General features: G+C 44.1%; 15 protein-coding genes and 1 riboswitch. Of the genes, 12 read left to right on the forward strand and 3 right to left on the reverse strand.

Annotation, left to right across the window (positions count from 1 at the left end; translation table 11 throughout):
- The first annotated feature begins 149 nt into the window (after positions 1–149).
- From HP399_RS03290 to HP399_RS03300, 3 genes are all read left to right on the forward strand, one after another.
- A complete protein-coding gene (locus HP399_RS03290; RefSeq protein WP_173619923.1) occupies positions 150–3,308 on the forward strand; it encodes an S-layer homology domain-containing protein in 3,159 nt (1,052 codons plus the stop codon).
- 123 nt (positions 3,309–3,431) lie between these two features.
- Positions 3,432–6,710: an Ig-like domain-containing protein gene (locus HP399_RS03295; RefSeq protein WP_173619682.1), complete on the forward strand. Its 3,279-nt coding sequence runs from the start codon at positions 3,432–3,434 to the stop codon at positions 6,708–6,710.
- Between the two features lie 977 nt (positions 6,711–7,687).
- A complete protein-coding gene (locus tag HP399_RS03300; RefSeq protein ID WP_173619681.1) occupies positions 7,688–8,326 on the forward strand; it encodes a hypothetical protein in 639 nt (212 codons plus the stop codon).
- 277 nt (positions 8,327–8,603) lie between these two features.
- Here HP399_RS03300 and HP399_RS03305 read toward each other — a convergent pair whose 3' ends face one another.
- From HP399_RS03305 to HP399_RS03315, 3 genes are all read right to left on the reverse strand, one after another.
- Positions 8,604–9,416: a hypothetical protein gene (locus tag HP399_RS03305; protein ID WP_173619679.1), complete on the reverse strand. Its 813-nt coding sequence runs from the start codon at positions 9,414–9,416 to the stop codon at positions 8,604–8,606.
- A 56-nt stretch (positions 9,417–9,472) separates the two neighbouring features.
- Complete coding sequence (locus tag HP399_RS03310) at positions 9,473–10,336, reverse strand: tyrosine-type recombinase/integrase (RefSeq protein ID WP_173619678.1); 864 nt, start codon at positions 10,334–10,336, stop codon at positions 9,473–9,475.
- A gap of 319 nt (positions 10,337–10,655) precedes the next feature.
- Complete coding sequence (locus HP399_RS03315; RefSeq protein ID WP_173619677.1) at positions 10,656–12,470, reverse strand: hypothetical protein; 1,815 nt, start codon at positions 12,468–12,470, stop codon at positions 10,656–10,658.
- Positions 12,471–13,573: 1,103 nt separating this feature from the next.
- On the opposite strand from HP399_RS03315, the gene HP399_RS03320 reads away from it, so the two are divergent.
- The 9 genes from HP399_RS03320 to HP399_RS03360 all read left to right on the forward strand — a co-directional run bounded on the left by HP399_RS03320 (position 13,574) and on the right by HP399_RS03360 (position 24,326).
- Entirely contained in the window at positions 13,574–14,503 is a 930-nt protein-coding gene (locus tag HP399_RS03320) for an accessory Sec system S-layer assembly protein (RefSeq protein ID WP_173619676.1), read from the forward strand.
- A gap of 96 nt (positions 14,504–14,599) precedes the next feature.
- Complete coding sequence (locus HP399_RS03325) at positions 14,600–15,547, forward strand: SLAP domain-containing protein (RefSeq protein ID WP_173619675.1); 948 nt, start codon at positions 14,600–14,602, stop codon at positions 15,545–15,547.
- Between the two features lie 41 nt (positions 15,548–15,588).
- Positions 15,589–16,584 carry an SLAP domain-containing protein gene (locus tag HP399_RS03330; protein WP_173619674.1) on the forward strand — a complete coding sequence of 332 codons (996 nt, stop codon included), beginning with the start codon at positions 15,589–15,591 and terminating at the stop codon, positions 16,582–16,584.
- 179 nt (positions 16,585–16,763) lie between these two features.
- Entirely contained in the window at positions 16,764–19,340 is a 2,577-nt protein-coding gene (locus tag HP399_RS03335) for a S8 family peptidase (protein WP_173619673.1), read from the forward strand.
- A gap of 61 nt (positions 19,341–19,401) precedes the next feature.
- Positions 19,402–19,503: riboswitch (SAM riboswitch) on the forward strand.
- Positions 19,504–19,636: 133 nt separating this feature from the next.
- A complete protein-coding gene (metK, locus tag HP399_RS03340; RefSeq protein ID WP_217367744.1) occupies positions 19,637–20,842 on the forward strand; it encodes a methionine adenosyltransferase in 1,206 nt (401 codons plus the stop codon).
- Between the two features lie 151 nt (positions 20,843–20,993).
- Entirely contained in the window at positions 20,994–22,010 is a 1,017-nt protein-coding gene (locus HP399_RS03345) for a polysaccharide deacetylase family protein (protein ID WP_173619672.1), read from the forward strand.
- The gene (locus tag HP399_RS03350) at positions 22,007–23,149 is read left to right on the forward strand and encodes a sensor histidine kinase (protein ID WP_173619671.1); all 1,143 of its coding nucleotides are present in this window, start codon (positions 22,007–22,009) and stop codon (positions 23,147–23,149) included. The genes HP399_RS03345 and HP399_RS03350 overlap by 4 nt, the downstream gene beginning before the upstream one ends.
- A 33-nt stretch (positions 23,150–23,182) precedes the next feature.
- Positions 23,183–23,890 carry a response regulator gene (locus tag HP399_RS03355; protein WP_015893575.1) on the forward strand — a complete coding sequence of 236 codons (708 nt, stop codon included), beginning with the start codon at positions 23,183–23,185 and terminating at the stop codon, positions 23,888–23,890.
- Positions 23,891–23,960: 70 nt separating this feature from the next.
- A complete protein-coding gene (locus tag HP399_RS03360; RefSeq protein ID WP_173619921.1) occupies positions 23,961–24,326 on the forward strand; it encodes a glycosyltransferase family 2 protein in 366 nt (121 codons plus the stop codon).
- Positions 24,327–24,360: the final 34 nt, after the last annotated feature.

Genomic DNA, 24,360 nt, shown 5'->3' on the forward strand with positions numbered 1-24,360 from the left:
CTAGAGATTTTTAACACAAAAAGCGAGGCTTTCCTGCGAAAGGAGGTGACACGCGCTTGCAGGATTCGGGCTTTAAAAAGAAAGATAGATTAACAACAAATATTCCCCAAGAACAATTTGTTTATACTAGAGGAGGAGAACACAAGGTTATGAAAAAGGTCGTTAACAGTGTATTGGCTAGTGCACTCGCACTTACTGTTGCTCCAATGGCTTTCGCAGCAGAAGAAGCAGCAACTACAGCTCCTAAAATGGATGCTGATATGGAAAAAACCGTAAAACGTCTGGAAGCTCTTGGCCTGGTAGCAGGTTATGGCAATGGCGAATACGGTGTAGACAAAACTATCACTCGTGCAGAGTTCGCTACTCTGGTTGTTCGCGCTCGCGGACTGGAGCAAGGTGCTAAATTGGCACAATTCAGCAACTCTTACACAGATGTAAAATCTACTGATTGGTTTGCTGGTTTCGTAAACGTAGCTTCCGGCGAAGAAATCGTAAAAGGTTTCCCGGACAAATCTTTCAAACCACAAAACCAAGTTACTTATGCTGAAGCAGTAACTATGATCGTTCGTGCACTGGGTTATGAGCCATCCGTTAAGGGTGTATGGCCTAACAGCATGATCTCCAAAGCTTCCGAGCTGAACATTGCTAGAAGCATCACTACTCCTAACAATGCAGCAACTCGTGGCGACATCTTCAAAATGCTCGACAACGCTCTTCGCGTAGACCTGATGCAACAAGTTGAGTTCGGTACTGACATCCGTCATGAAATCACGAAAGAAACTCTTCTGACTAAATACCTGAAAGTTACTGTTCGTGACATGGAGTGGGCTCAAGAATCTGGCAACGACAGCGATGACTTGCCATTGGTAACTAACGTACCAGCTATCGGCTTGGGCAAAATCAAAGCTAACGAAGTTACTTTGAACGGTAAAGACGCTGGTATCGGCAACACTACTTACAAAGTAGCTGACGGTATCAACGCTAACGATTTCGCTGGTCAACACGTACAAGTGTGGATCAAAGACGACCGTGAAGACGTAATCGTTTGGATGGAAGGTTCCACAGACGAAGAAGTTATCATGGATCGCGTGAGCGAATTCACTCTGAAAGGTAAAACTTTCGAAGATGCAAAAGATCTGAGCAACTCTGATCTGGCTGATCTGAAATTGGAGTTGGATGCTAGCGGCAAAACATACCGCTTCAACAAAAACTCCCAAGTAACTTACAACTTCACTCGTTTCAACGATGCAGTTGATGGTTTGAAAGAAATCATCAAAGACAACTCTGCAACTCCTGGTTACACTTTCGGAGCGAAAGTTGTTCTGGACAACAATAACGAGATTGCTTACATTCACGTTATTGACGACCAAACAATCAATAAAGAAGAAGAAGGCGTTAAATACGGTTCCGAAGTTATCTCCAAAATCGATGCTGATAAGAAGAAAATCACGAACCGTGATAACGACAAGTTCAATGAACTGGAAGACAAAGAAGAAGGTAAAGACTTCTTGGTATTCCTCAACGGTAAACCAGCTAAATTCAGCGATTTGAAAGAAGGCATGGTTTACAGCGTATACTACGCTGATGGCGACGAAGACAAACTGCTGGTATTCGCTACTGACACAGTAGTAGAAGGTAAAGTAGACAAAGTTGTTAGCCGTAACAACAACGACTACCGCCTGACTATCGGCGACAAAACATACCGCATTTACGAAGGTGCTACTTTCTCCGATGACGGTAACAAAGATGTTCAAGACATCGACAAAGACCACTGGGATCTGGTTGACAGCTTGGACGACGAAACAGTAAAACTGTACCTGGATGCTTCTGGTCGTGTTCGTCACATCGAAACTAAGGATGCTATCGACGATCGCAAACAAAAAGCAATCATCACTCGTGCAGCTACTTTCAACACAAGCAAAGACACTTGGGATTTCACTGTGTTGACTCAAAAAGGTAAAAAAGTAACTGTTTCCCTCGAAGCTAAAAACATCTATGACTTCGATGGCAAAAACTACTCCAGAGATGGCAAGTCCGAGTGGGATCTGGAAAACATCCTGGTACCTAGCAAAGACAAAGACACTCTGCTCGTAGAAGTAACTCTTGATGCAGATGGCAAACCAGCTAAAGTTGAATTCGTGAAACCTGTTAAGGTTGAGCAAGAATCCGGCAAAGCTTGGGATGACCTCGCAGATGAAGACGACGATATGGTTGGCGACTACGAAGTTACTGACAAAACAGCTGTCTTCAACATGACTGGTGAGTTGGAAACAAACGGCAAACGTGCAGAACTGAAAAACGCTAAAACAGCGAAGTTCAAAGACGTTGCTGACGAAAACGACCTGTCCGTAATCTACACTGTAAACGATAAAGACGAAGTAGAAGCAATCTTCGTTGTTGATGGTGATGGTTTGGGTGGCGACGCTATCTACGGTCAAGTGATCGACTTCGGTCGTTCCGGCGGTAAAGACACCATCAAAGTATGGGTTAAAGATGGCGACAAAGTTGTTGAGAAAGAATACAAACTCGATGGCGATCAAGACGATCTGAAAGATGACGACATCCGTCGTAACGACTTCATCGCATTCACAGTTGATTCCAACGACGAAGTTATCGTTGACGATGTAGTTGAAGTAGTTAACAAAAACGCAAAAGGCATGCTCGCAGAAGTAACTGACGAAAAAGGCCTGAGTGATGCAAACATCGACAAATTGGTTGTTGGTTTGGTTGATGATGTAAACAAAGACACCATCACTTACAAAGATGCTGATGGCAACAAGAAGAAAGCTAGCATCAAATCTGCTACAGTTTACTTCGATCTGTTCGATGACCTGGGCGGCACAGATAGCGTAAACGAAGGCGACTACGTTGTAATGATCGACAGCGCTGATATCTCCGGTACTAAATACGACTACGTTCTGATCGTTTCCGACGAGAAGACAGTTCGTAAAGACGACCTGGAAGACGAAGCAGAAGCATTCTTGAAGCAAGAACCAACTGAGACTCCAAACCCAGATAAATGGGATGCTATTCCATCTACAGTAGAAGGTAAATTCGTATCTGCTGGTACAATGAAAATTTACCGTGCTTCTGTAAACCTGAACAAAGACATCAAGGCTGATGACGTTGATGACATCATTTTCTCCATCAACGGCAAAGAAGTAACGCCTGACGTTCTGGACTTCAAAGATGGCAAAATCTCCATCCAGTACCAAACAGAAGACAAAGTAACTTCTAGCGAACTGAAAGTTACTAACAAAAACGGTAAAGATTCCGACAAAGCAAAAGTAAACTTCGTAGAAGCGTAAGAATTACTTTAGCTAGTCTGAAGCAGGATTTGGGTTACCAAAGAGTTAGAGGGGAAATGTCCCCTCTAACTCATATTACCCGACTATAGAGAACTTCCTATCAAACATACGGAGGGGTAGTACGTGAATAAAAAAGTGGTACTTTCTGTTCTTTCAACTACACTTGTAGCTAGCTTGGCAGCATCTGCTTTCGCAGCACCAAAAGATGGAATTTACATTGGTGGAGACATCAAAAAATTCTACTCTACTGACGTTCTGTTCGAAATGACGCCAGCAGCTAAAACAGCTTATAACAATGAGCTGAAATCTATGGCTACTAACCTGAACAACATCGTATTCGTTGACTTCAAAGGAAACGGTGCTTCCCTGCAAGAAATGTTCGACAAGGGCGGTAAAGTAGCTCTGGGCGAGCCTCTGAAAAAAGAAGACTTCGTTGATCTCTACAAAGTAGTGAACAAAGACGGTTCTTCTACTGCAACTGAAAATGCTAGAGACAAAGTAGATGGCACAACTCCAGGTGAACTGAAAGTTGAATCTGTAAGTGCTATTAACTTGAAACAAGTAGAAGTTAAGTTCAGCAAAGAAGTTGATGAAACTTCTGCAACGAATGTTAACAACTACCTAGAGAACCTAGTTCCAATTCAAGACAGTGCTGCAAAAGCTGAAGTTCAAGCAGATGGAAAAACTGTCGTGATCACTTATGCGACAGTTAAACCTCAACAAACTAAGCTGAGTTTGACTGTTAAGAACGTTCAAGATACAAAGGGTAACAAAGTAGAAACTGTTGCTAAGGACGTCACATTTGTAGATACTACGTTCCCAGCTGTAAAAGGAATTACTGTTGATGGAAACAAATCTATCACTTTAGAGTTTAGTGAGCCAGTTAAAGCTCCTGCAGCACTTGCATTTAGCTCTTACAAGCTGAATGGTTCTGACCTTTCTGCTTTCGGAGTAACAGGTGCAAATGCTGAATTCGTTGATAATGCTAGTGGTAAAAATACTAAAGTGAAATTCAACTTTGGTGTTGCACTGCAAGCTGCATCTTACACACTTTCCGTTAAAGGCGCAACGATCCAAGACGAAGCTAACTTCTTCGTAAATGCTGTAGATGTTCCATTTAGCATTGTATCTGACACTACAGGTCCTGTATTTGTAAGTGCAGCGGCTGTTAACCTGAACACAGTTGATATCACTTTTGACGAGGCTGTTGCTTTGCCAGCATTGGGTGATATTAGCGTGAATGGTAGCGCATTGTCTGCTCCAGCTGCGACTATCGCTTACAAGCCAGGTACTTCTGATAAGAAGACTGTACGTATTACAAAAGCGAACCTCGTAGCATCTGGTGCAAACCTGATCACTATCGGAAAAGAAAGAGTAGCTGACCTGTTTGGAAACAAATCCGCTACTGAGTTCCGCTTCACCGTTTCTGGTGCAGTTGATACTATTAAACCAGAAGTTAAAGCAATCACTTCGGTTGATGACAAAACTATCAAAGTTGCTTTCAACGAAGCAATGGGTAATAGCGCAACTAACAAAGCTAACTACACTATTAAAGATGCAACCGGAGCAACGGTAGGTACAATCAACTCCGTTACTCCACATGCAACTGAGCTGTACACTTACAACCTGAACCTGACTACTGCACTTCCAGGTGGAGCTTACACAGTTGAAGTTGCTAACGCAATGGATGCTTCTAACAACGTAATCGTTACTGTAAGCAAATCGATCAATGTTACTGATACAACTGCTCCTTTGAAACCTACAGGTGTTGTAATCAGTCAAGCTGAAGGTATCATCAAAATTAACTTCAGCGAAGCAATGGATCGTGCAAGCATCACTAACAAAGCTAACTACCAAGTTAAAATTGATGGTGGTACTTACGAAGCATTGCCTGCAGAAGCAGTCATTACACCTGCAGATGACAACAAATCTGTAACGATTGACCTGCCAAACCTGCCTAAGTACGCTAATCTAGATGGCTTGAATGGAGATCAAGTTCGCGTTGCTCAAGTGAAAGACGTAGCTGGTAACTTCACTAAAGACATCGTTGATGAAGTACTGTTGGGTCAACCAACTACTCTGGCACCAGCGTTCTTGCGTGCAACAGCTACAAGTTCTACATCTTTGGTTGTAGAGTATGACAAGCCACTCGTTGCTGTTCAAGCTAACGACTTTATCTACGGTACAATTGCAGCTAGCACTGCTGTTCTCCAAAACACTAAAGTTTGGAATTCAGACAAAACTGCTCAAGTTGATGGTTCTAAAGTAATTCTTACTTTTGCAGCTGACACAATTGATAGTGCAGTAGCCGGTACATTGAAAACTGAAGCGAATGCAGATATTAACACTAAAGATGCACTTGGTAACATCATTCCAGGTAGTGGAAATTACACAGGTACTCAATTGGTAGATAAGTATGCACCAACATATGGTGATGCTGATGTTTCTGCACTGAGTGCAACTCAAATCAAGATTACTTTCTCTGAAAATCTTGATGGTGGTTATGCTGCTCTCTACAAAAATGACTTCACTGTTCTTAATGGTGGATCTAGTGTAACTGTAAAATCTTCTTCTGTATCTAATAAGGAATTGACTCTTACACTTGATCGCGCACTGGATCTGGTTCAAGAAACTGTAGTGACTGTCAAATCCACTGGATTGACTTTACAAGATATCAATGGAAATATTCTTGTACCGACTGCAGATAACCTTGATGGTGCGAAAGTAAACTTGGGTGGAGTTGCAGATAAGACTGCTGCAATTAATACTGCTAACCAAAAAATCGCTTCGGTTCCAGCAGCAACTGATATCACTGCAACTACCCTTGCAGCCGCAAAAACAGCAGTTTCTGAAGCAGAAGCAGCTGTAGCTGCTGCTAAAGCTAAAGGTGCAACAGATGCAGACTTTGCTGATTTGGCAAAAATTGATGCTGCCAAAGCAAAAATCGCTGAACTTGATGCTGGTGCTGAAAAGGCTACTTTGATCGCTACAGCTAACGAAAAGATTGCTTTGGTTCCAGCAGCAGACACTATCACAGCGGCAAACCTTGCAGTTGCAAAAACAGCAGTTTCTGATGCAGAAGCAGCCGTAACTGCTGCTAAAGCTAAAGGTGGAGTAGATGCAGACTTTACTGGTTTGGCAAAAATTGATGCTGCTAAAGCAAAAATCGCTGAGCTTGATGCTGCCGCTGAAAAGGCTGCTTTGATTGCTACAGCTAACGAAAAAATCGCTTTGGTTCCAGCAGCAGCCGATATTGATGCTGCCACTAAAGATGCTGCTCAAACTGCTGTAGATAATGCAGAAACTGCTGTAACTGCTGCTAAAGCAAAAGGTGCAGTAGATGCAGACTTTACTGAGCTTGCAAAAATTCAAGCTGCAAAAGATAAAATTGCTACCCTTTAATAAAATCACGAAACGTTACTTCATAAACTCATTACCTGAGTGAAAGAAGTGGAGAACGACCCCTAGACAACTTTCATAGCGGTCTAGGGGTCTTCTCTAACTATCTTGTCAAATAGATTGGTGCAACTCCAATTCATGAGAACAGCCTATGACTCATGTGCCTAATCCTCCTGCACGGAAAGCAGTCCTATACCAACTGCTCCCGTGAAGTCAGGTGAAGTCGTACTTGCTGAGATGCAAGGCGGGGCTCTTTAAAAGTTGACTATGGTCAGGCGACGAATCCATGGTGACCCAATACGAGATAGCTGTTGTTAGGTAGTTAAGCGCTAGGGGTTTAACAACAGTCGATGTACGCGAGATCGTGCAGACGAAACAGGAATAATTCAGGCTGTTAAACCTGTTTTTCTTGGATTGTATAGTGGGGACCTAAGGTCAGCAAAACAAGGGATAGACAAGGTGGAACGTTTGAAGTCTTATCAGAAGAGGTGGGTTAGCACCAGTGAGGCTGATAAGATGGCGGCGGGTTCGTAGTAGTGTGGATGGCTTGCCGTTTGTACCCGTAGTGGTAACATAGGCGGGGAGGAGAAAACTGGCCGGAGCGAAGGAACTCAGTCAGCGGATAAGAAGGATACGAGAACTTACAATGGGCGTTGTAGTTTCTCAAGTCTACAAATGAACGATTTCCAAAAAGGATTGCAGAGAGATCATTTCTGCAGTCCTTTTTTGCGTTTTATCCTGTTTAAGACGACTGCCAGTTTAGCGCGCTAAGACAATTAAGTTTGTGAGAAATTTGTGAGAAGCATCTGATAGGATGAAGATGCCCATTGTAAGACGTAACAGTTCCTTATTCGCTGATGGAACGCCGTATGCGATGAAAGTCGCCCGTACGGTGTAGGCTCGTTATAAACCCAAAATATAAAACGGGATAAGACGAGAATAGCGAGATTGTCTGGAATGCGAAGGAAGTAATAAAAGGTATGGCACCGACCGGTGGTTCAGAAGAGACGAATCAGTTGGAAATTTTAACAGGTGCAAATAAAGACGGAAGGATTAAAGTAGTATTTGATGATGGCCAGACTCGAAAAGACATTATTCAAACGGTGAACATGAATGACAATACTACAACAGTCTTTTACAAACTGATGGATGCTATCTATCAAGAATTGGGATTTGATTATGATATGACAGGAAGTGGTATGACTATTTATATTAAAGAACCAACACAAGAGGCAGACAAAGATATTACCATCACGTTAGAAGATCTTGACGCGACGGGTGTCACTGGAGTAGGTTCAGAATGGAGAAAGGGAGTTGCTGGTACGGGCGGAGTCGCTGAGGTAAATGAACTTGAAATTACTGAGGCTGGTTCTGGCTCGAAGGATTTGAGTGTTAACTTTACCGACGGAAACTACTTGAATGAGACGGTTACTGTTACCCTTCAAGGCACAGAAACCCCTTCTGAAATTGCAGACAAAATTGCATCTGCTTTCCAAGCACTCAACAATGGAAAAGGGTTATTCCGTCAGAATATCACGGTTTCCGGGGCGAAAGTAACATTTACGTCTACGAAAACAGTAGCAGACGAAAACATCACAATTACAGTGAAGAGTAAATAGTTTTCAATCAGAAGCTTTACATCCTTAATTTATCACAAGAGTCTGCCTCTCAGAGGCAGGCTCTTTCTCTCGTTAACAAGCTAAGCGAAATAATCAAAGTCCCCCTTCTCAGTAAATCTGTAATAAACGCCGTTGGACAGTATTTAGAATGTGCCAAAATCCACCGAATACTGTAGGTCCAATGCCTCTATCTCAGTGATTGCTATGCCTGTATGATATAAAAATAAAAAGCCTCCCTATCCCGTAGCAAATCACAGGGATTAGAAGGCGATTTGACTTACACTTTACCAATCAATGTACTGATCTCTCTCTCATACCCATATCGCTTGAAAAACTCAATCAATGCAACAGCGAATATATCTCTCTGACTAATATTTTTTTCCTTACTGTATTCGCGGACCATTTGATCGAGTGTATTTGTCATATGAACGGATTTCGTAACGAAAACGCCAGGTACGGCATATCGAGGAACTTTACCTGATTCTGAGCCTGGGACGATCAGATCGATTAGACGGCCCCTGTTACGCTCCAAAAGCTCGAGTAGGGAAAGATATTGATCCATCTGGTTCGAAGCCGTAAGGCCAGTTCTAGCCGATATAAAAGGCTCCTCAAGTTCTTCCAGCGCGATATCCATATAAGAATTCGATTCTGCTTCCTTATGAACCATTTCCTTATCGGACAGTTTCCCGTATTCCCTCACATAGTTCTTCGTATCAGAACTCCACTTGTATCCTTTTGCCTTCATATATGTTGCCAGCTCACGATGATCCTGAAAGCCCATACGTTTGGCAATCGTCTTCGCATCTGCTCCTTCTTTCTGAAAGAGCGAGAGAATCGTCGACTCCATTGTAGATTTCATTAAATCCTTGCTTGGGTCCCACTTCTCAGTACTTGTATATATAGGTACATAGGCTTGCTTATAACGATCCCACATAAAGTTCTTGCGACGCATGTATATATCTAACGTCTTGTAATTCTTATGTCCCAATTCCTGTGCTATCTCATCTCTTGTTTTTCCCTCAACCATGCCTCGTAATATCTCATTGACTCGTTCGTCATAGATTGGTTTTTTCTCTGTCCGTATATCCACTCTCTACACTCCTATATATCTCTCTTTTAAAGTGTTTGGATATTTTATACACTCACCTACAAATGGTTGATCGCATCTCGTAACTGATCTAAATTGGTGTGAGTATAAACACTGGTTACGTTCAAAGATGAATGTCCTAGAAGTTTTTGTATTTGTACCAGATTAACATCCTTTTTGACTAGCTGGCTTGCAAAGCTGTGGCGGAGGATATGGGCTGTGACTTTCTTACTCCACCCCAAACGTTTGACTGCTTCTGTAATCTCGCGGTTTACGTAAACCGGTGATAGCTTTCCGGTCTTTTTCGTACAAAAGAATCGAGTAGAACCAGAATCCGGTCTCTGATAGCGTACATATTCTTTCAACAATGGCAGTAAACGGGGGGAGATGGGAATGAATCGATCCTTGTTTCCTTTACCCGCCACCACGTGAATCACTTGCTGATCCCATTTCACATCTTGTAATGTGAGGTTCAAGCATTCTGATATACGCATACCCGTCATGAAGAGAACGATGACCACTAGTTTGATTAGTGAGTGATCGACTGCGTTCACTAAATCGTTTACTTCCTCTTCTTCCAGATAAGTCCTTTCTTTTTGTTGCACCTTTATTTTCTCTACAGACAGCGCGATATTCCGTGGAACCCATTCTTTTTTATGCACATAAGAAAAGAATGAACGAAAAGTATGGAGGTTGCGTTGTCTGCTGGCAGGAGCATAGGAACGCTCTGATTTCAGATATAAAAGAAAGTCCTCGATATCCGTAGCAGTCACTTCATCGATGTATGGTTCACAGTTGTATTTGCTTTCCAAAAAACGGGTAAAATAGGTGAGATCCTTTTTATACCCCGTTATTGTTTGTTCACTACGACCAATGGAGAACAGATATTGCAAGAATAGGTCTACTGCTTGAGTTAAAACCATTTGTTTCGAAACACCACCATGAATGCCAGTGTACATAAGCAGAAAAAGTAAGAACACGATTAGTATAGCCGTTAATTGGATATTTACATACAATGAAACGAAAATGTTATGTGATTAAAAAAGTTATAAGTTTTCAGTATTATGTAAGTGTAAATAAAAGGGACTAGCGCATGAAAGCGTTAGTCCCTTCCATCATTTACAACGGATTACAAATATTTATGTGATGGTTAGAAAAAGACCCCGTACACATTTCTGCGTATGGGGTGCTCTTTCCACTTCCCTTGCTCTATTTAGTAGAGCTTATGAAGTAGTATTTCGATTACTGAGTAACAACGATGTTAGCTGGAACCGACAGAGCGTTTCCTGCAGCGTCCTTCACATCAATGGTATCCAGTGCTTTCAGGGAGATACCCTTAGCAATTTTGTCAGCGTCAACCGCTGCGATAGCTACTTTTACAGTAGTAACAGCAGTAGAACCGATGCCAGTGGTTACTGTTTCAACAGTTCCCTGGGATTTGCCTTCGATCAAAACTTCGAAATCCTTAGCAGCATCGTCAGCAACAGCTTCAGAGAATGTCAAAGTGATTTCTTCAGTTCCAGTCAATTTAGCAGAAACGACAACTGGAGCAACGTTCTCTTTCAATTCTACTGCGTTAGTGTGGAATGGCTCCATCACTTTAGTAGAACCAAGAGCTTTCACATCAGAGATGTTGATGTTGCGAGTACCAGTGAATTCGTTAGAGCCTGCTTTCAAGTTCAGAACTGCAACTTGAGTAGTTACTCCAGCTGCAGTTACAGCTGGCAGCAATGTTACAGATTCAACAACAGCGCCGTCAATTTTGTAGTTAGCTGCATTCGTAGCAGATGCTCCGTCTACTGCTTGGTCAAAAGTAACGTTTACTTTGTTGTTGTCAGTAGCATCTTGAACTACAGTTGTTACTTTCGCAACTGCACCACTAGCTGGCACACCATCTTTACCGCGAGTAAATGTTGCTTTAGCATCTTCAACAACTACATCTGCACCACTAGTTACACCAGTGAATTTCAGGTCGAGGTTGTATGTAGCACCCTCAACATCAGTAGCGTCGCCCAAGAAAGCATCGAGGTTTACACGAACTACTTTCTTGTTAGTTGCATCTTGTTTTACTTCTGTTTCAGTTGCAGTGATTGTGTTCGTGATATGGTCTTTTACGAAAGTACCAGTACCATTTACTTTACCAGTAGCAACTTTAACATCTTTATCAAATGTCAGTTCAAGATATTGCTTGCTATCAGTAGCATCAACTACTACATTAGAAGAAGCAACTTTTGGAGCTGCAGCGTCTTTCGTGAACACTACAACCTTGCTAGTGTCTGTACCAACTTCACCGCTCAGGTCATTGAAGCCTTTTACAGCGATTGTGTTAGCACCATCAAGTACAGCTGGAGCAGTTACAGTGTAAAGAGTAGCATCTGTAGCGTCTTTAACCACGCTAGCTGCAGCAACGTCTGCTCCATTGATGGAGATTGTTGGGTTTGCAGCAAGTTGCTCGGAGAACTTAACAGTGAATGTAGTTGCTCCTGTTTGCGTGATAGCAGAAACTGTTGGAGCTACTCCGTCCAAAGCACCTTTAACCATTGTTACAGTTGCAGGGTTTGGAGTGAGCAGGTTGCTCGCAGTATCTTGCGCACCAATTACTGTCGCAATAACTGTTTTGCCAGATGCGATATTAGAAGTCAAAGTGAAAGTCACTTTGTCAGTTGTAGTGGTAAAGTTATGAGTAACATGACCATCTGCAACTGGAGTACCGTCAGCATATTTGTATGTTACAGTACCGATTTGTTTAATTGGCTCAGAGAATGTAACAGTGAAATTGCTAGCGGAATCTTTTACAGTGGAAACGATAGCTGGAGCAGTAGTGTCAGCAGCGAATGTTACAACTTCATCGTATTTAGCAAAAGCAGAGCCATCTTTAGCTTTGATGCCATCGATAACTACGTTGTAACGCTTGGAAACTGCACTTGCTGTCGTTACAGTCAAAGTTTTGCCGTCTTCGCTCAATTTACCGGACAAAGCACCAGCTGCAACGTTATCGATAGAGTTAATAGTTACAACACCAGCGTCGAATGCACCGCTCTTGTCATCAGCAAACAAAGATGCAGCATCAACTTCTTTGTTGAATTTAACTTCAACAGTTGTACCGTTAATAGCACTAACCCTTACAATAATTTCTAATTGTTCACCAATTCCAGCAAATCACGTCCTACCAGTATTTTCATAGTCTCCATGTTACCCATCATTTGTAGAAAAAAGGAATATGGATGTAGCTGATTGCTAAGTAATGGAAATCCCCACAATATGGAAGTGTAGTTTTGCCTTTGGAAGTTGATGTTTTGAAAAAATAGCAAAATAAAACTGGTAAAAATAAAATAGGACCATTCTATTAACGAATAGTCCTCTAGCTTAGTAGTAAAAGCTTATCCTATAACGATCTTATCACTCATAAAGCCATACCTTTGCTCAAGGCAAAGCGAATACAAGCAATGCCAGCGATGACGTTACTGATCAAATCATCGGTATATATAGAAGAAACTGAAAAAATCCATTTGTCTAAGTGAGGGTACATCAAATTGAAGGGGCGGGTGGAGGTAACAAACCTTCGGAATATTTTCAGGTAGATGAAGCGACCATGAGTCACCACAAGGAAATTAGCAAATCAGAAAGAGCCAATCGCGTTTGTGATAGGCTCTTTCCCTGTATCCACATAAAAAGAACCAACTGCACGAGTCAGTTGGCCAAAAAGTAATTCCCCAAGTTATTTGTTTAGACCCTTACATTTTATCAATAATAAACAACGTTGTAAACTTTAACTCATTATGGAAATGTTATACATGAAATCATCATCAGCTCGATTGCATAAAAAATTTTTCTTCATTAGATATACGACTGAGACACGGTGAACGATCAAAGGTGTTTGCAGGGTACAGACCGACTAAGAAACGGTCCTTGAGGCTGCGAGCAAACCAGGCTCTCCTTTTTTGCCCCACCGCCCATCCTTCCATTCCTTGACATCCCCTGTTGCGTACGGGTATCCTAACATAACTAACAGTACGAATTGCACTGTGAAAAGGTTGCAAAAGCCTTTTGTTTTCTGCTTGGAATGCCAAGTTTTCTATGTTGCAAAAGGATGTCACTATGCTATAGTGGATGACGAATGTAACTATATATAGATGTAGAGAAAAGTTGGGAGCGACGATATGTTATCCTTCTTGAAGAATTTAATGGGGAATAAACCAACAACCAATGAGGTGCGAGAGCAGGTTCAGGAGGAATCGATTCTTTCCGCTGCTGATACCGAACAGTCACATCAGGTACAGGTTGAATCAACTGGCGTCACAACAACACTCTCTCTACATGAATCTTGGGAGAGTCGGCTGAGTGCGCAAGAGAAATACTCTCTCTCCTTTATGGCTCAGGAGCTGGAGCCGTTGCAACCAGGGAATATCTCCTTGGCTGGAACTGCGCTTGTTCCGCATGATGACGGGATCGAAGTGACGGCATTCGTCCGGAACAGCACGGACCGCTCAATCAGCCTGAATGAGATGACACTGGTGGTACTGTTTGGGGATCAGGAGCTGTTTACCCGCCAATCCTTTGATTTGAGCGAGCTTGGAGAAATTCCGCCGCGTTCTGCAAGACCGTGGTCGTTTGTATTTGCCAGAGAGCACTTCTTACAGCTAGAGGTTCTTCTCTTGAATTGGAAGATCGCTTTTGAGATGGCGCAGAAGAAGATGGTTCTTCCACAGCAGCTGGAGCTGGAGGAATCCTGGATTAAGGCGCTGACTGATGAACAAAAAACGTCCTTAATTGAATTAGCGAAGAATCTTCCTGCTCTAAAAGAGGGAGAAGTAAATATACAGAGTGTGCAGATTCGTCAAACAGAAAATGGTGCTCTGAATGCTATGCTTTTGATTCGCAATGGCTCTACACAGTCGCTGTCCTTCGAAACGTTGCCGCTGGCGCTGTATGATGCAAGCGGGGATAAAGTGGCAGAAGGTCTGTTTGAACTCGGGAGCCTGACTGTAAATGCAAATACGAGCAAGCCGTGGCTGTTTATTTTCCCGCCTGAGAGCATCCAAAAGGAAGAGCTGGACTTGTCCCGTTGGAAAGTAAACGTTCCCCAATGAGCCTGATGCAAGAGAGCAAATTTGCATAGGCTAGTCAAAAAAGTTTATCATGATGAGAGAGCTTCGTTCGTGTCCGGACGTGTGAGGAGGTAGCCTATGTTTTCCTTTATGAAGAATTTATTAGGTAAGGATCAACAGGATCTGAAAAAAGATATTCAAGAAGAGTCTGCCATTGATGTCGCTGAGATGAAAAACACCGAGGTCGAAATGGAAGGCAATGAGCAACAGGAAGCTTCTGTAGGTGGAGCTGAAAAGATTCGTACGGAATTGTCTCTGAGTCCGATTTGGGAAAGTGAACTGGATTCCGAGAAAAAGTACACGCTTCGCTTTTTGCAAGAAGAACTGCCTGAGATGCGTAAAGGCATGGTTAGCGTAACTGGATTCAGTATGATTCCGCAGCCAAACGGCATGACTGTCGCTATGTTCTTCCGCAACTCCACGAATAAGCCAGTGCGGATCAAAAACGTTGGATTAGCGATTTATCTCGATGATAAGGCGTTTGCACGGATCAAGGTGGATTTGTCAGATATGGACGCAATTCCACCGCATACCAGCCGTCCGTGGGAGGTATTGTTCCCGGAAGAGAGCTATCTGCATGATAATTTCACCTTTAACCGTTGGAAAGTGGTCATGAAGGCTGGTAGAAACTCGCATGTATGGCCTCGTAATCTGGAGCTCGATCCCGAAATGGAAAAGCGCATGACTGATCGCCAAAAGGATCGTCTGGAAGCGTTGACGCAGTCTCTGCCAGTGATTCCGATTGATACCGTTCAGGTTACTGGTTTTGACATCGGAATGACAAAGGAAGGACATTTGGTAGCAGCGATGCTCTTCCGCAATGGGATGGCCCACGATTACCGTCCTGATGAAATCAAGCTGACGATTGCTGATGCAAATGGTGATCTGGTAGCAACAGGTGTACTGGACGCAAGTAGCATTAATGTGAAGCCGGGTTACAGCCGTCCTTGGATGATTGTATTCCCGCCAAATTTAGTGAAAAAGCCTGATGCCGACCTGAAAAGATGGACGCTTGAGGTAGAATAGAGCGCAATACTTTTGAGGTGTGGGAAAGAGGAGGTTGACTTATGAGTTGGTTATTGGAAAATTGGTTTGGTTCCAAGGAGAGCTTGGAGCAAGTACGCGAAGATATTCATGAGAATCTTCATAGAGAGTTTTATTTGGGTGTATCCGGAATAGAGAATCCACAGCAATCTGCGAACCGTGTGGATTCCAAGGAATTGTTTTTGGTGCTGAACGGTCCGTGGGATGATCAATTGGACGAAGCGGAGCATGAGCTCTTGCAATACGCTCATGATGAAATGCCTCCAGTGGTTCGTAACGAAGTAGGTATCATTCCTTTCTTTACGCAGGTTACCAATGATGGTTACTTGGTTCTTACCTACGTTCGCAATGCGACTGACCGCAGCATTTTGCTGCAAAAGCTTCCGCTGTCTTTGGTGACGGAGGATGGAGAGGAAGTCGCGAGAAAGACTTTTGATCTGATCACATCTGGTCCAGTGATGGAAATGTCCAGCCGTCCGATGGAATTCATGTTCCGCTGGGATGAGTTCGACCGTATTCCTGAAAAAGAGGTTCCTCTGAAGCTGACCTATATCAAGCCGAAAAAGAATGAAGTAGAAGAGAATCAAAACTTCAATTTGGGTCTGAGTGCAGATGAGTCCAAGCAATACTTGCAGCAGGCAGCAGAGAAGGCTCCGATTGTAGAGGGCGAAGTAGATTTGCAAGTCCTCGACATCAAGCCAGGTGAAGATAACGGACTGAAAGTCATCGTTGCTTTCCGTAACGGTCTGGGAAAACGTCTGGAGTTTACCGAAGTGCCGATTATCGTTCATGATAAGGATGGCGAGACCGTAGCACGTGTACACTTCACCTTGGAAAACATGAAGGTTGAAGCAAATAGCCATCGTGTATGGGCATTTGATATTCCGTTCTCCTCCATTAAAAAGGAAGAGGTAAATTTGGCGGAACTGACTGCCTTTATTCCGAAAGCACAACAAAGAAAAAAAGAAAAAGCTCAGGTAACACCTGAAGTGGAAGACAATAAAGGTTTGTTACAGTAAGAAGAAAACCCTTTTTGCCCATGGTGAAAAGGGTTTTGTACTGTAATAATGTTCCAAATATTGGGTGATCAGGGTTGCATGTCTCCCTTTTCATCCGCTATGCTAGGACGAGAAGATAAATACCTGAATTCCTTTTAGACTGCTTATTGTGCAGGGGAGAGAAGGAAGGAATGTTTTGCATGAAAAAATCAGTGAACATGTCAGTAGCGACTGCGTTAAGTGTCGCGCTAGTGATGGCAAACAACCAAACGATCTATGCTGCAGCACCACCAGCATCAAATGACTACTATTTAAGTAACCAGCTTCATTTGAGTCAAATTAGAGCTCACCAAGCCTGGTCAGTCGTAAATAGTAATGAACAGATTATCATCGCAGTGTTGGACTCCGGTGCGGATTACAAGCATCCTGATTTGAAGGACAACCTTTTGCCGGGTGTGAATCTTGTCAATCCCGGGAGGTCTGCCCAGGACGATAACGGACATGGAACAGAAGTAACTGGTGTACTGGCTGCTAGCGGGAATAACAGTATTGGTGTATCCGGTGTCTTGTGGAATGCCAGGATTTTGCCGATTAAAGTCTTGGCAAAAAACGGAAAAACCGAGAGGGAAATTCTTGCAAAGGGCATCCATACCGCCTTGGACCGTGGAGCCAAAGTCATCGTCATGTCTCTCAGTAGTATGGCCTACTCCAAGGAATTGGCGGATGCTGTGCAACGAGCGGAAAGAAGCGGAGCTGTTCTGATTGCAGCTAGTGGCAATGAGAGTAGCCGTGTGGCTTATCCGGCTGCTTATCCCACGGTAGTAGCGGTAGGGGCTGTAAGGAGTAACAATGAAGTGCTGTATCAAAGCAATACAGGACCTGAGCTTAACCTGGTAGCGCCTGGTTTCAATGTTTATACGACCAAGCTTGGGGGAAAATACGGTTCTTTTAGCGGTACTTCAGCAGCGGCACCACAAGTCGCGGGCGCAGCGGCGCTCATACTAGCTCGTCATCCCAAACTAAGTCCATTTGATGTGAGACAATTGCTTTATCAAACAGCTACGGACTTAGGGGAAAAGGGATGGGACCGGAAAACGGGCTACGGATTGTTAAATGTCGACAAGGCAGTTCGAACGGCCTTATCCTATGACTTTTTAGAGCCGAATAATCAGACGTACTCAGCCAAAGCGTTTCCGATTGAATCGCAAATACGTGGAAATTTGGGGCCAAAAGACACGATAGACTGGCTGAAGATGGACATCCCTTATGATGGGAAGGTCAGCTTCTCAGCGTCAGTGACTTCCGGTGTTTCTTCAGCGATGGCAGCTACCTTTTACCCAGAGAATCGTCCGCCGATCACGCAGTACTTCGGAAATGGGGATACGATAACTGTCCCGGTCAAGGCGGGAAGAATGAATATCCGGTTAATGCGTAACGGAGGGGTCAACAACGCTTTTACCTACGTGTTGACGAGTAAGTTTACCATCAATCCGGACCGTAACGAACCGAATGATACGCAAGAGACGGCAAGGCCGCTTGTAGGCAACCAAATCAGTGTAACAGGTAATTTTCACGATGAAGGGGATCAGGATTGGTTCTCCTACTACGTTCGTGAATACGGGCATATGGATGTCACTGTTAGTCCTGATAATAAGCGTGTCGATCTAGTGCTGGGTATCGGTAAACAAGAGCCTGGGAAAAAGACGGTTGTCTGGGATCCTAACTACGATAATGGAACGATAGACAATCCGACTGAGCGGCTCCAAAAAGAAGTGTCACCAGGCAAGTATTACATCCGTGTGAGTGAGTACAATCGCAATGTGGTGAATGGCGAATATCAGCTGGATCTGGGATACACGCCAGTAAAAAAAGATTTTAATGAGCCGAATGACACCTATCAAAAAGCGTCTCCGTTAAGTGGTGGGACAGTGATGTCAGGCACAATACCGACAGCTACTGATTCCGACTGGTTCCAATTTACTGTGAATAGTGAATCGTATGTTTCGTTCCGAGCGCCGTACATTCCTGTCGATAGTGGCTTTCGTTTCGCGCTCTATAGCGATCGAAACATGAACTATGCGATCGCTTCGACGAATGAGGTAGCGGAGCTGTCTAACCGAGGAAACGATGTTATCGGTTTGCGTTTGCAACCAGGAAAATATTATGTACGCCTTAATAGCGGTACTGCGTTCAAATATGAATCGTACCGACTCACGGTGACGCAGCAGAAATTGATAGCGGGCTATCGCGATATTTCGGACCACTGGGCGCGCTCAGAGATCGTCAGACTTAGCTCTCGCGATATTGTAAATGGGTTTAATGATGCGTCGTTCAAGCCGAATCAGGCAGTGACCCGTGCAGAGTTTGCGACGATGCTGCTTAAATCAATGCGTGCGACCGGTTCCAAGGTAGCGACTACCTACACAGGAAAAACGACCTTCCGGGATATGCCAAAGCGGCACTGGGCGTATCACAACCTAGGTGTAGCCTATCAATTAGGGATTTTGAAAGGGTACCCGAAGAATGAAATGAAGCCGGATCAGCCGATATCACGTGCAGAGATGGCGGTAATGATCGCGCGGGCACGTGATGTTTTGATGTATAACCGTGGTACATCGAATTATCAGGATGTGCCAACGAGTCACTGGGCTTCTCCTGCTATTGAGGCTTTAACATCTAGAAATTGGGTCAATGGGTACGGTTCTTCCTTTAAACCGAATGGAAGGGCAACTCGCGCCGAGGTAGTGGTGGTACTTTCCAAAGCCTATCAACTATAAGTAAAAATTTTCCTATTGACATCTCTGAAAAAAACAATTATTCTATTATCCGTAATGGATACTCTTATCCAGAGCAGGCGGAGGGACTGGCCCTATGAAGCCCGGCAACCGATCTAGAGCGGTGCTAACCAGCAGAACGGACATCTGTTCTGGCCGATAAGAGGATGAAGGAAGCAAAAAACGCTCAAACCTTTTCCTCCTAAAAAACGGAAAAGGTTTTTTATTTGCGTTTACGTAGATAAAATCCTGACTCGGCTACCACACTATTTGTATGAGGTCAAAGGAGGTATTTTCTCATGGCTTTGCAAAAAGGTCGTCGTCTGTTTACATCCGAATCTGTAACTGAAGGACATCCGGATAAAATTTGTGACCAAATTTCCGACTCCATCTTGGATGCGATCCTGTCCAAAGATCCAAACGCTCGCGTAGCTTGCGAAACTTCCGTAACTACTGGTTTGGTTCTCGTAGCAGGTGAAATCACTACAAACACTTATGTGGATATCCAAAAGCTCGTTCGTGAAACCATTCGTGAAATCGGTTATGACCGTGCGAAATTCGGTTTTGACGCTGACACTTGCGGTGTTATTACTGCAATTGGCGAGCAGTCCGCTGACATTGCACTTGGTGTAGACCAAGCATTGGAAGCACGCGAAGGCAAAATGACTGACGCTGAGATCGAAGCAATTGGTGCTGGTGACCAAGGTTTGATGTTTGGTTTTGCTTGCAATGAAACACCTGAGCTGATGCCACTTCCGATCAGCATGTCCCACCAATTGGCTCGTCGTCTGACTGAAGTACGTAAAAACGGAACACTTGCTTACCTCCGTCCTGACGGAAAAACACAAGTAACCGTTGAGTACGATGGCGACAAACCAGTTCGTATCGATACAATCGTTATTTCTACCCAACATGCTCCTGAAACAACTCTGGAGCAAATCAAGCAAGATCTGGTTGAGCAAGTAATCAAACCAGTTGTTCCAGCTGAACTGTTGGACGCTGATACCAAATACTTCATCAACCCAACTGGCCGTTTCGTAATTGGCGGACCACAAGGGGATGCTGGCTTGACTGGTCGCAAAATCATCGTAGATACTTACGGCGGTTATGCTCGTCATGGCGGCGGTGCGTTCTCCGGTAAAGATCCGACTAAAGTTGACCGTTCCGGTGCTTACGCAGCTCGTTATGTAGCGAAAAACATCGTGGCTGCTGGTCTCGCAGACAAATGCGAAGTACAAGTTGCTTACGCAATTGGTGTAGCACAACCAGTTTCCATCGCAGTAGATACTTTCGGTACAGGTACCATTTCCGAAGAAGCTCTGGTGAAATTGGTTCGCAAACACTTCGACCTGCGTCCTGCTGGTATCATCAAGCAGCTCGACCTGCGTCGTCCTATCTACAAACAAACAGCTGCATATGGCCACTTTGGACGCAATGACCTGAATGTTCCTTGGGAGCAAACAGACAAAGCAGAAGTTCTGAAGCAAGAGGCTGCTCAACTGTAATATTGCTGAATGACATAAAAAGAGCCTGGTATTGCTACTGGGCTCTTTTTCTTTTTAGGAGCAGAGTCATCCAATTATTGGGTCAATTGTTGCACAGGAATTTGTAGGACTGTGTCGAATCTCCTAGTGAGGAAGTAGAGGAGGGGTTTTTTTGCCGAACAGAAGGCTCTTCCTGATCGTGTTTCTTACTTTTTTGTTTTTTGCAGTGGCTATTGGGTTGTTAGGCGAATCTTTTCTGGAAAAAAAGAATAAACAAGAAGTGCAACCTTTTCCCCAAGTGGATACGTCTATAAGCATAAGTGAGACAAAAAATGCTGAGCCAAACGTCACACCAATTGAAGAAGCAGCGGTTCAAACGAAAAAGTGGTATAACAATCAGGTTGTGGTTTTGACGTACCATCATGTCACGGATCAATCGAATCAGCGGTATGTCATAGCTCCTGATCAATTTGCCCGACACATGAAATTTTTGCATGATAATGACCTGAATCCGATATCGTTGGATGAGTTCCTGCGATTTATGGAGACGGGTACCTTACCGACTGAGAATGCTGTTTTGATTACGTTCGACGATGGGTATGAGAGCTATTACAAAGAAGCATTTCCGATCTTACGTACATACGGCTACCCTTCAGTGAACTTCGCGATTGCGGGGCGCTTAAGAGATGTAGCTGATCGAAAACGGGAGAATATGACGCCACCACTTACGCGTCAACAGGTTAACGAAATGACTCATTCGGGACTGGTTACGATTGGGTCCCACACGTACAGTCTGCATGAAGAGGAAGAACGAAATGAGTGGGGCGATCTTGGCCCAGAAACAGCTCCGGTCTATCTGAAAGACTTGCAGCGTTTAGAGGAAGAGAAAGAGTACAGGGACCGCCTCTATGTAGATTTCAGTATATCTCGCGTCAGTTTAAGCGAATGGATGAAGAAAAAGGTTGAGGCTATCTCGTTGCCATTTGGCTACACAAGTCCAATCGTACTGGAGACAGCTCGTCAAGCTGGCTACCGCTATGTGTTTACATCCAATCGTGGATTCGTAAAACAAGGAACAGATCCGTTTGCCATTCCACGCAATGACATGGGACTGCGAGATGTAGAAGAAGAGCACCTCCAACAGTTGTTCACGAAGGCTAAAAATGAGTTTGAAGGAGAGCAATCATGAACAAAGCGATAGACATCAGCGTGCTGGACGGGGTGATCAAACGAACGATTGAAACCGTAGAAACGAGTAAAACCCAAATATTTGATATAGCTGAAAACGCCAGACAGCATGGCAACTCATTGAAGTTTGATCTACATGAACTTCGACAAGAGATTTCCAAAGTGATTCAAAAAGTCGATGCGCTTGAACTCGCGTATCGCAAATCGCGCAACAAGCTCGTGTTGGTCAGTCGTAATTTTCATATGTACACGGAGGAAGATATCCGGGTTGCGTATGAAGAGGCGAGCCGTATTCAGGTAGAACTGTCCATTTACCGCGAGCGGGAAAATAATTTGAAGCGCAGAAGAAATGATTTGGAGCGTCAACTGCGTACCTTGGAAGAAACCATCGTCCGTGCAGAAAAGCTGGTTTCTCAAATGGGCGTTGTGCTTGGATATTTGACTGGTGACTTAAGTAAGATTGGCGAGGCGCTGGAATCAGCTAAGCAGCATCAGTTGATGGGCCTAAAGGTAATCCAAGCTCAGGAAGAAGAGCGTAAGCGTGTCGCGCGCGAGATTCACGACGGTCCAGCTCAATCGATGGCAAATGTCGTGCTGCGTTCGGAAATTGTAGAACGCATGTTGAAAAACGAGCGCATTTTGGAAGCGCAAATGGAACTGCACGAGTTGAAGGAAATGGTACGTTTGAGCTTGGCGGATGTTCGACGTATTATTTTTGATTTGCGTCCAATGGCATTAGATGACTTAGGGCTAGTACCTACCTTGCAAAAATATATTCAAACGTGCGAAGAGCGTATTCAGTCTTCTATCGATCTGGTAGTATTTGGTGTGGAGCCTCCTTTGCGTAGTTCGGTAAAGGCTGCGATCTTCCGTTTGGTTCAGGAATGTTTGAACAATGTGGAGAAGCACGCAGGCGCTACGACAGTTCAAGTGAAGCTGGAATTTGTACAAGATTCGTTAAGCCTCGTCGTCAAAGACGATGGGGTCGGATTCGATCTTGAAAAACGTATGGCGAATGGCAACTCTTTTGGACTCTTGGGAATGCGTGAGCGTGTACAGCTCTTAGAGGGTAGTGTCGAGCTGCAATCCGCTCTGGGAGAGGGAACCAAGGTTATATTCCAAATACCGATAAAATTGTGACATGATACGTAAACAAGTACTGGGGGATGAACCATGGATAAGAGACAGCAAGAACTCCGCATTGTGATTGTGGATGACCATCAATTATTTCGCGAAGGCGTAAAGCGAATATTGGAAATGGAAGAAGATTTCAAGGTCGTCGGTGAAGGTGCGGACGGAGGAGAAGCCACAGTATTGGCGGAAGAGCACAAGCCGGATGTCTTGTTGATGGATATTAACATGCCGAACATAAATGGCGTTTCTGCTGCAGAAAATGTGATTTCTGTAAGCCCTTCTACTCGTGTGATTATGCTCTCGATTCATGATGATGAGGGGTATGTATATCGTACACTCCGTGCTGGAGCTTCTGGCTACTTGCTGAAGGAAATGGGAACGTCAGACCTCGTTGACGCTGTGCGTGTAGTGGCGAGTGGTGGAGCATACATACATCCAAAGGTGACGGGCAAGCTGATTGAAGAATTCCGTCGACTGAGCGAGCAGGAAGGGACGGCAGAGCGTAGCTTCTCCGTAGATGAATCGCAAGCCATCGATCCAAAAGTGATCGAATCGCTTACCCGTCGCGAGCGGGAAGTATTGCAGCTGATGGCAGAAGGGAAAAGCAATCGTGCCATTGGGGAATTCTTGTTTATTAGTGAAAAGACGGTTAAAAACCACGTTAGTAGCATTTTGCAGAAGCTCAATGTTCAAGACCGGACACAAGCTGTTGTCATCTCCATTAAAAACGGCTGGGTGAAACTGTAGGAAGCGCTTCCTATTTGCACTCTGTTCAAGCTGTGCGGCATACCTTGGTATAGGAGGAGGTATGACCGTGATGGAAGAGCTGATTGTATGGCTTTTGGCAGCATTTGGCTGCTCCTCTTTGTTGGTAATGATCGCGGAGCGCTGGACGAATCGGACGGATAGCGCGAGCGAGCTCCCGTATGAGCATTATCGGTTGCTGGTGCGCAATTCGGAACAGGTGCTAGAACGTGTAGTGCGGAGTCTGCTGTTTCGCTCGTATTGGAGTGGCAGACCTATCCGAATTACCTTGATAGATGATGGATCAGACGATGATACGAAACAGATGACAGCCGTCTTGAATCGTTATCCGTACGGACATTGTTTGGGAGACGGACAAGAGGAGAAGGCGGCTGGAACCATCGTCATTGATCTGCGGGAGAAAAAAGAGGGAGCATAAAAATTTATTAAGCGTAAATATTACGAGCTGTCGA

This window comes from Brevibacillus sp. DP1.3A (genome assembly GCF_013284245.2).
GTDB lineage: Bacteria > Bacillota > Bacilli > Brevibacillales > Brevibacillaceae > Brevibacillus.

Bases quoted from the DNA above. Each gene is read 5' to 3' on its own strand.
- metK (WP_217367744.1), top strand. From the start codon at position 19,637: ATGGCTTTGCAAAAAGGTCGTCGTCTGTTTACATCCGAATCTGTAACT.
- HP399_RS03360 (WP_173619921.1), top strand. From the start codon at position 23,961: ATGGAAGAGCTGATTGTATGGCTTTTGGCAGCATTTGGCTGCTCCTCT.
- HP399_RS03350 (WP_173619671.1), top strand. From the start codon at position 22,007: ATGAACAAAGCGATAGACATCAGCGTGCTGGACGGGGTGATCAAACGA.
- HP399_RS03300 (WP_173619681.1), top strand. From the start codon at position 7,688: ATGGCACCGACCGGTGGTTCAGAAGAGACGAATCAGTTGGAAATTTTA.
- HP399_RS03325 (WP_173619675.1), top strand. From the start codon at position 14,600: ATGTTTTCCTTTATGAAGAATTTATTAGGTAAGGATCAACAGGATCTG.
- HP399_RS03335 (WP_173619673.1), top strand. From the start codon at position 16,764: ATGAAAAAATCAGTGAACATGTCAGTAGCGACTGCGTTAAGTGTCGCG.
- HP399_RS03355 (WP_015893575.1), top strand. From the start codon at position 23,183: ATGGATAAGAGACAGCAAGAACTCCGCATTGTGATTGTGGATGACCAT.
- HP399_RS03290 (WP_173619923.1), top strand. From the start codon at position 150: ATGAAAAAGGTCGTTAACAGTGTATTGGCTAGTGCACTCGCACTTACT.
- HP399_RS03310 (WP_173619678.1), bottom strand. From the start codon at position 10,336: ATGGTTTTAACTCAAGCAGTAGACCTATTCTTGCAATATCTGTTCTCC.
- HP399_RS03330 (WP_173619674.1), top strand. From the start codon at position 15,589: ATGAGTTGGTTATTGGAAAATTGGTTTGGTTCCAAGGAGAGCTTGGAG.
- HP399_RS03320 (WP_173619676.1), top strand. From the start codon at position 13,574: ATGTTATCCTTCTTGAAGAATTTAATGGGGAATAAACCAACAACCAAT.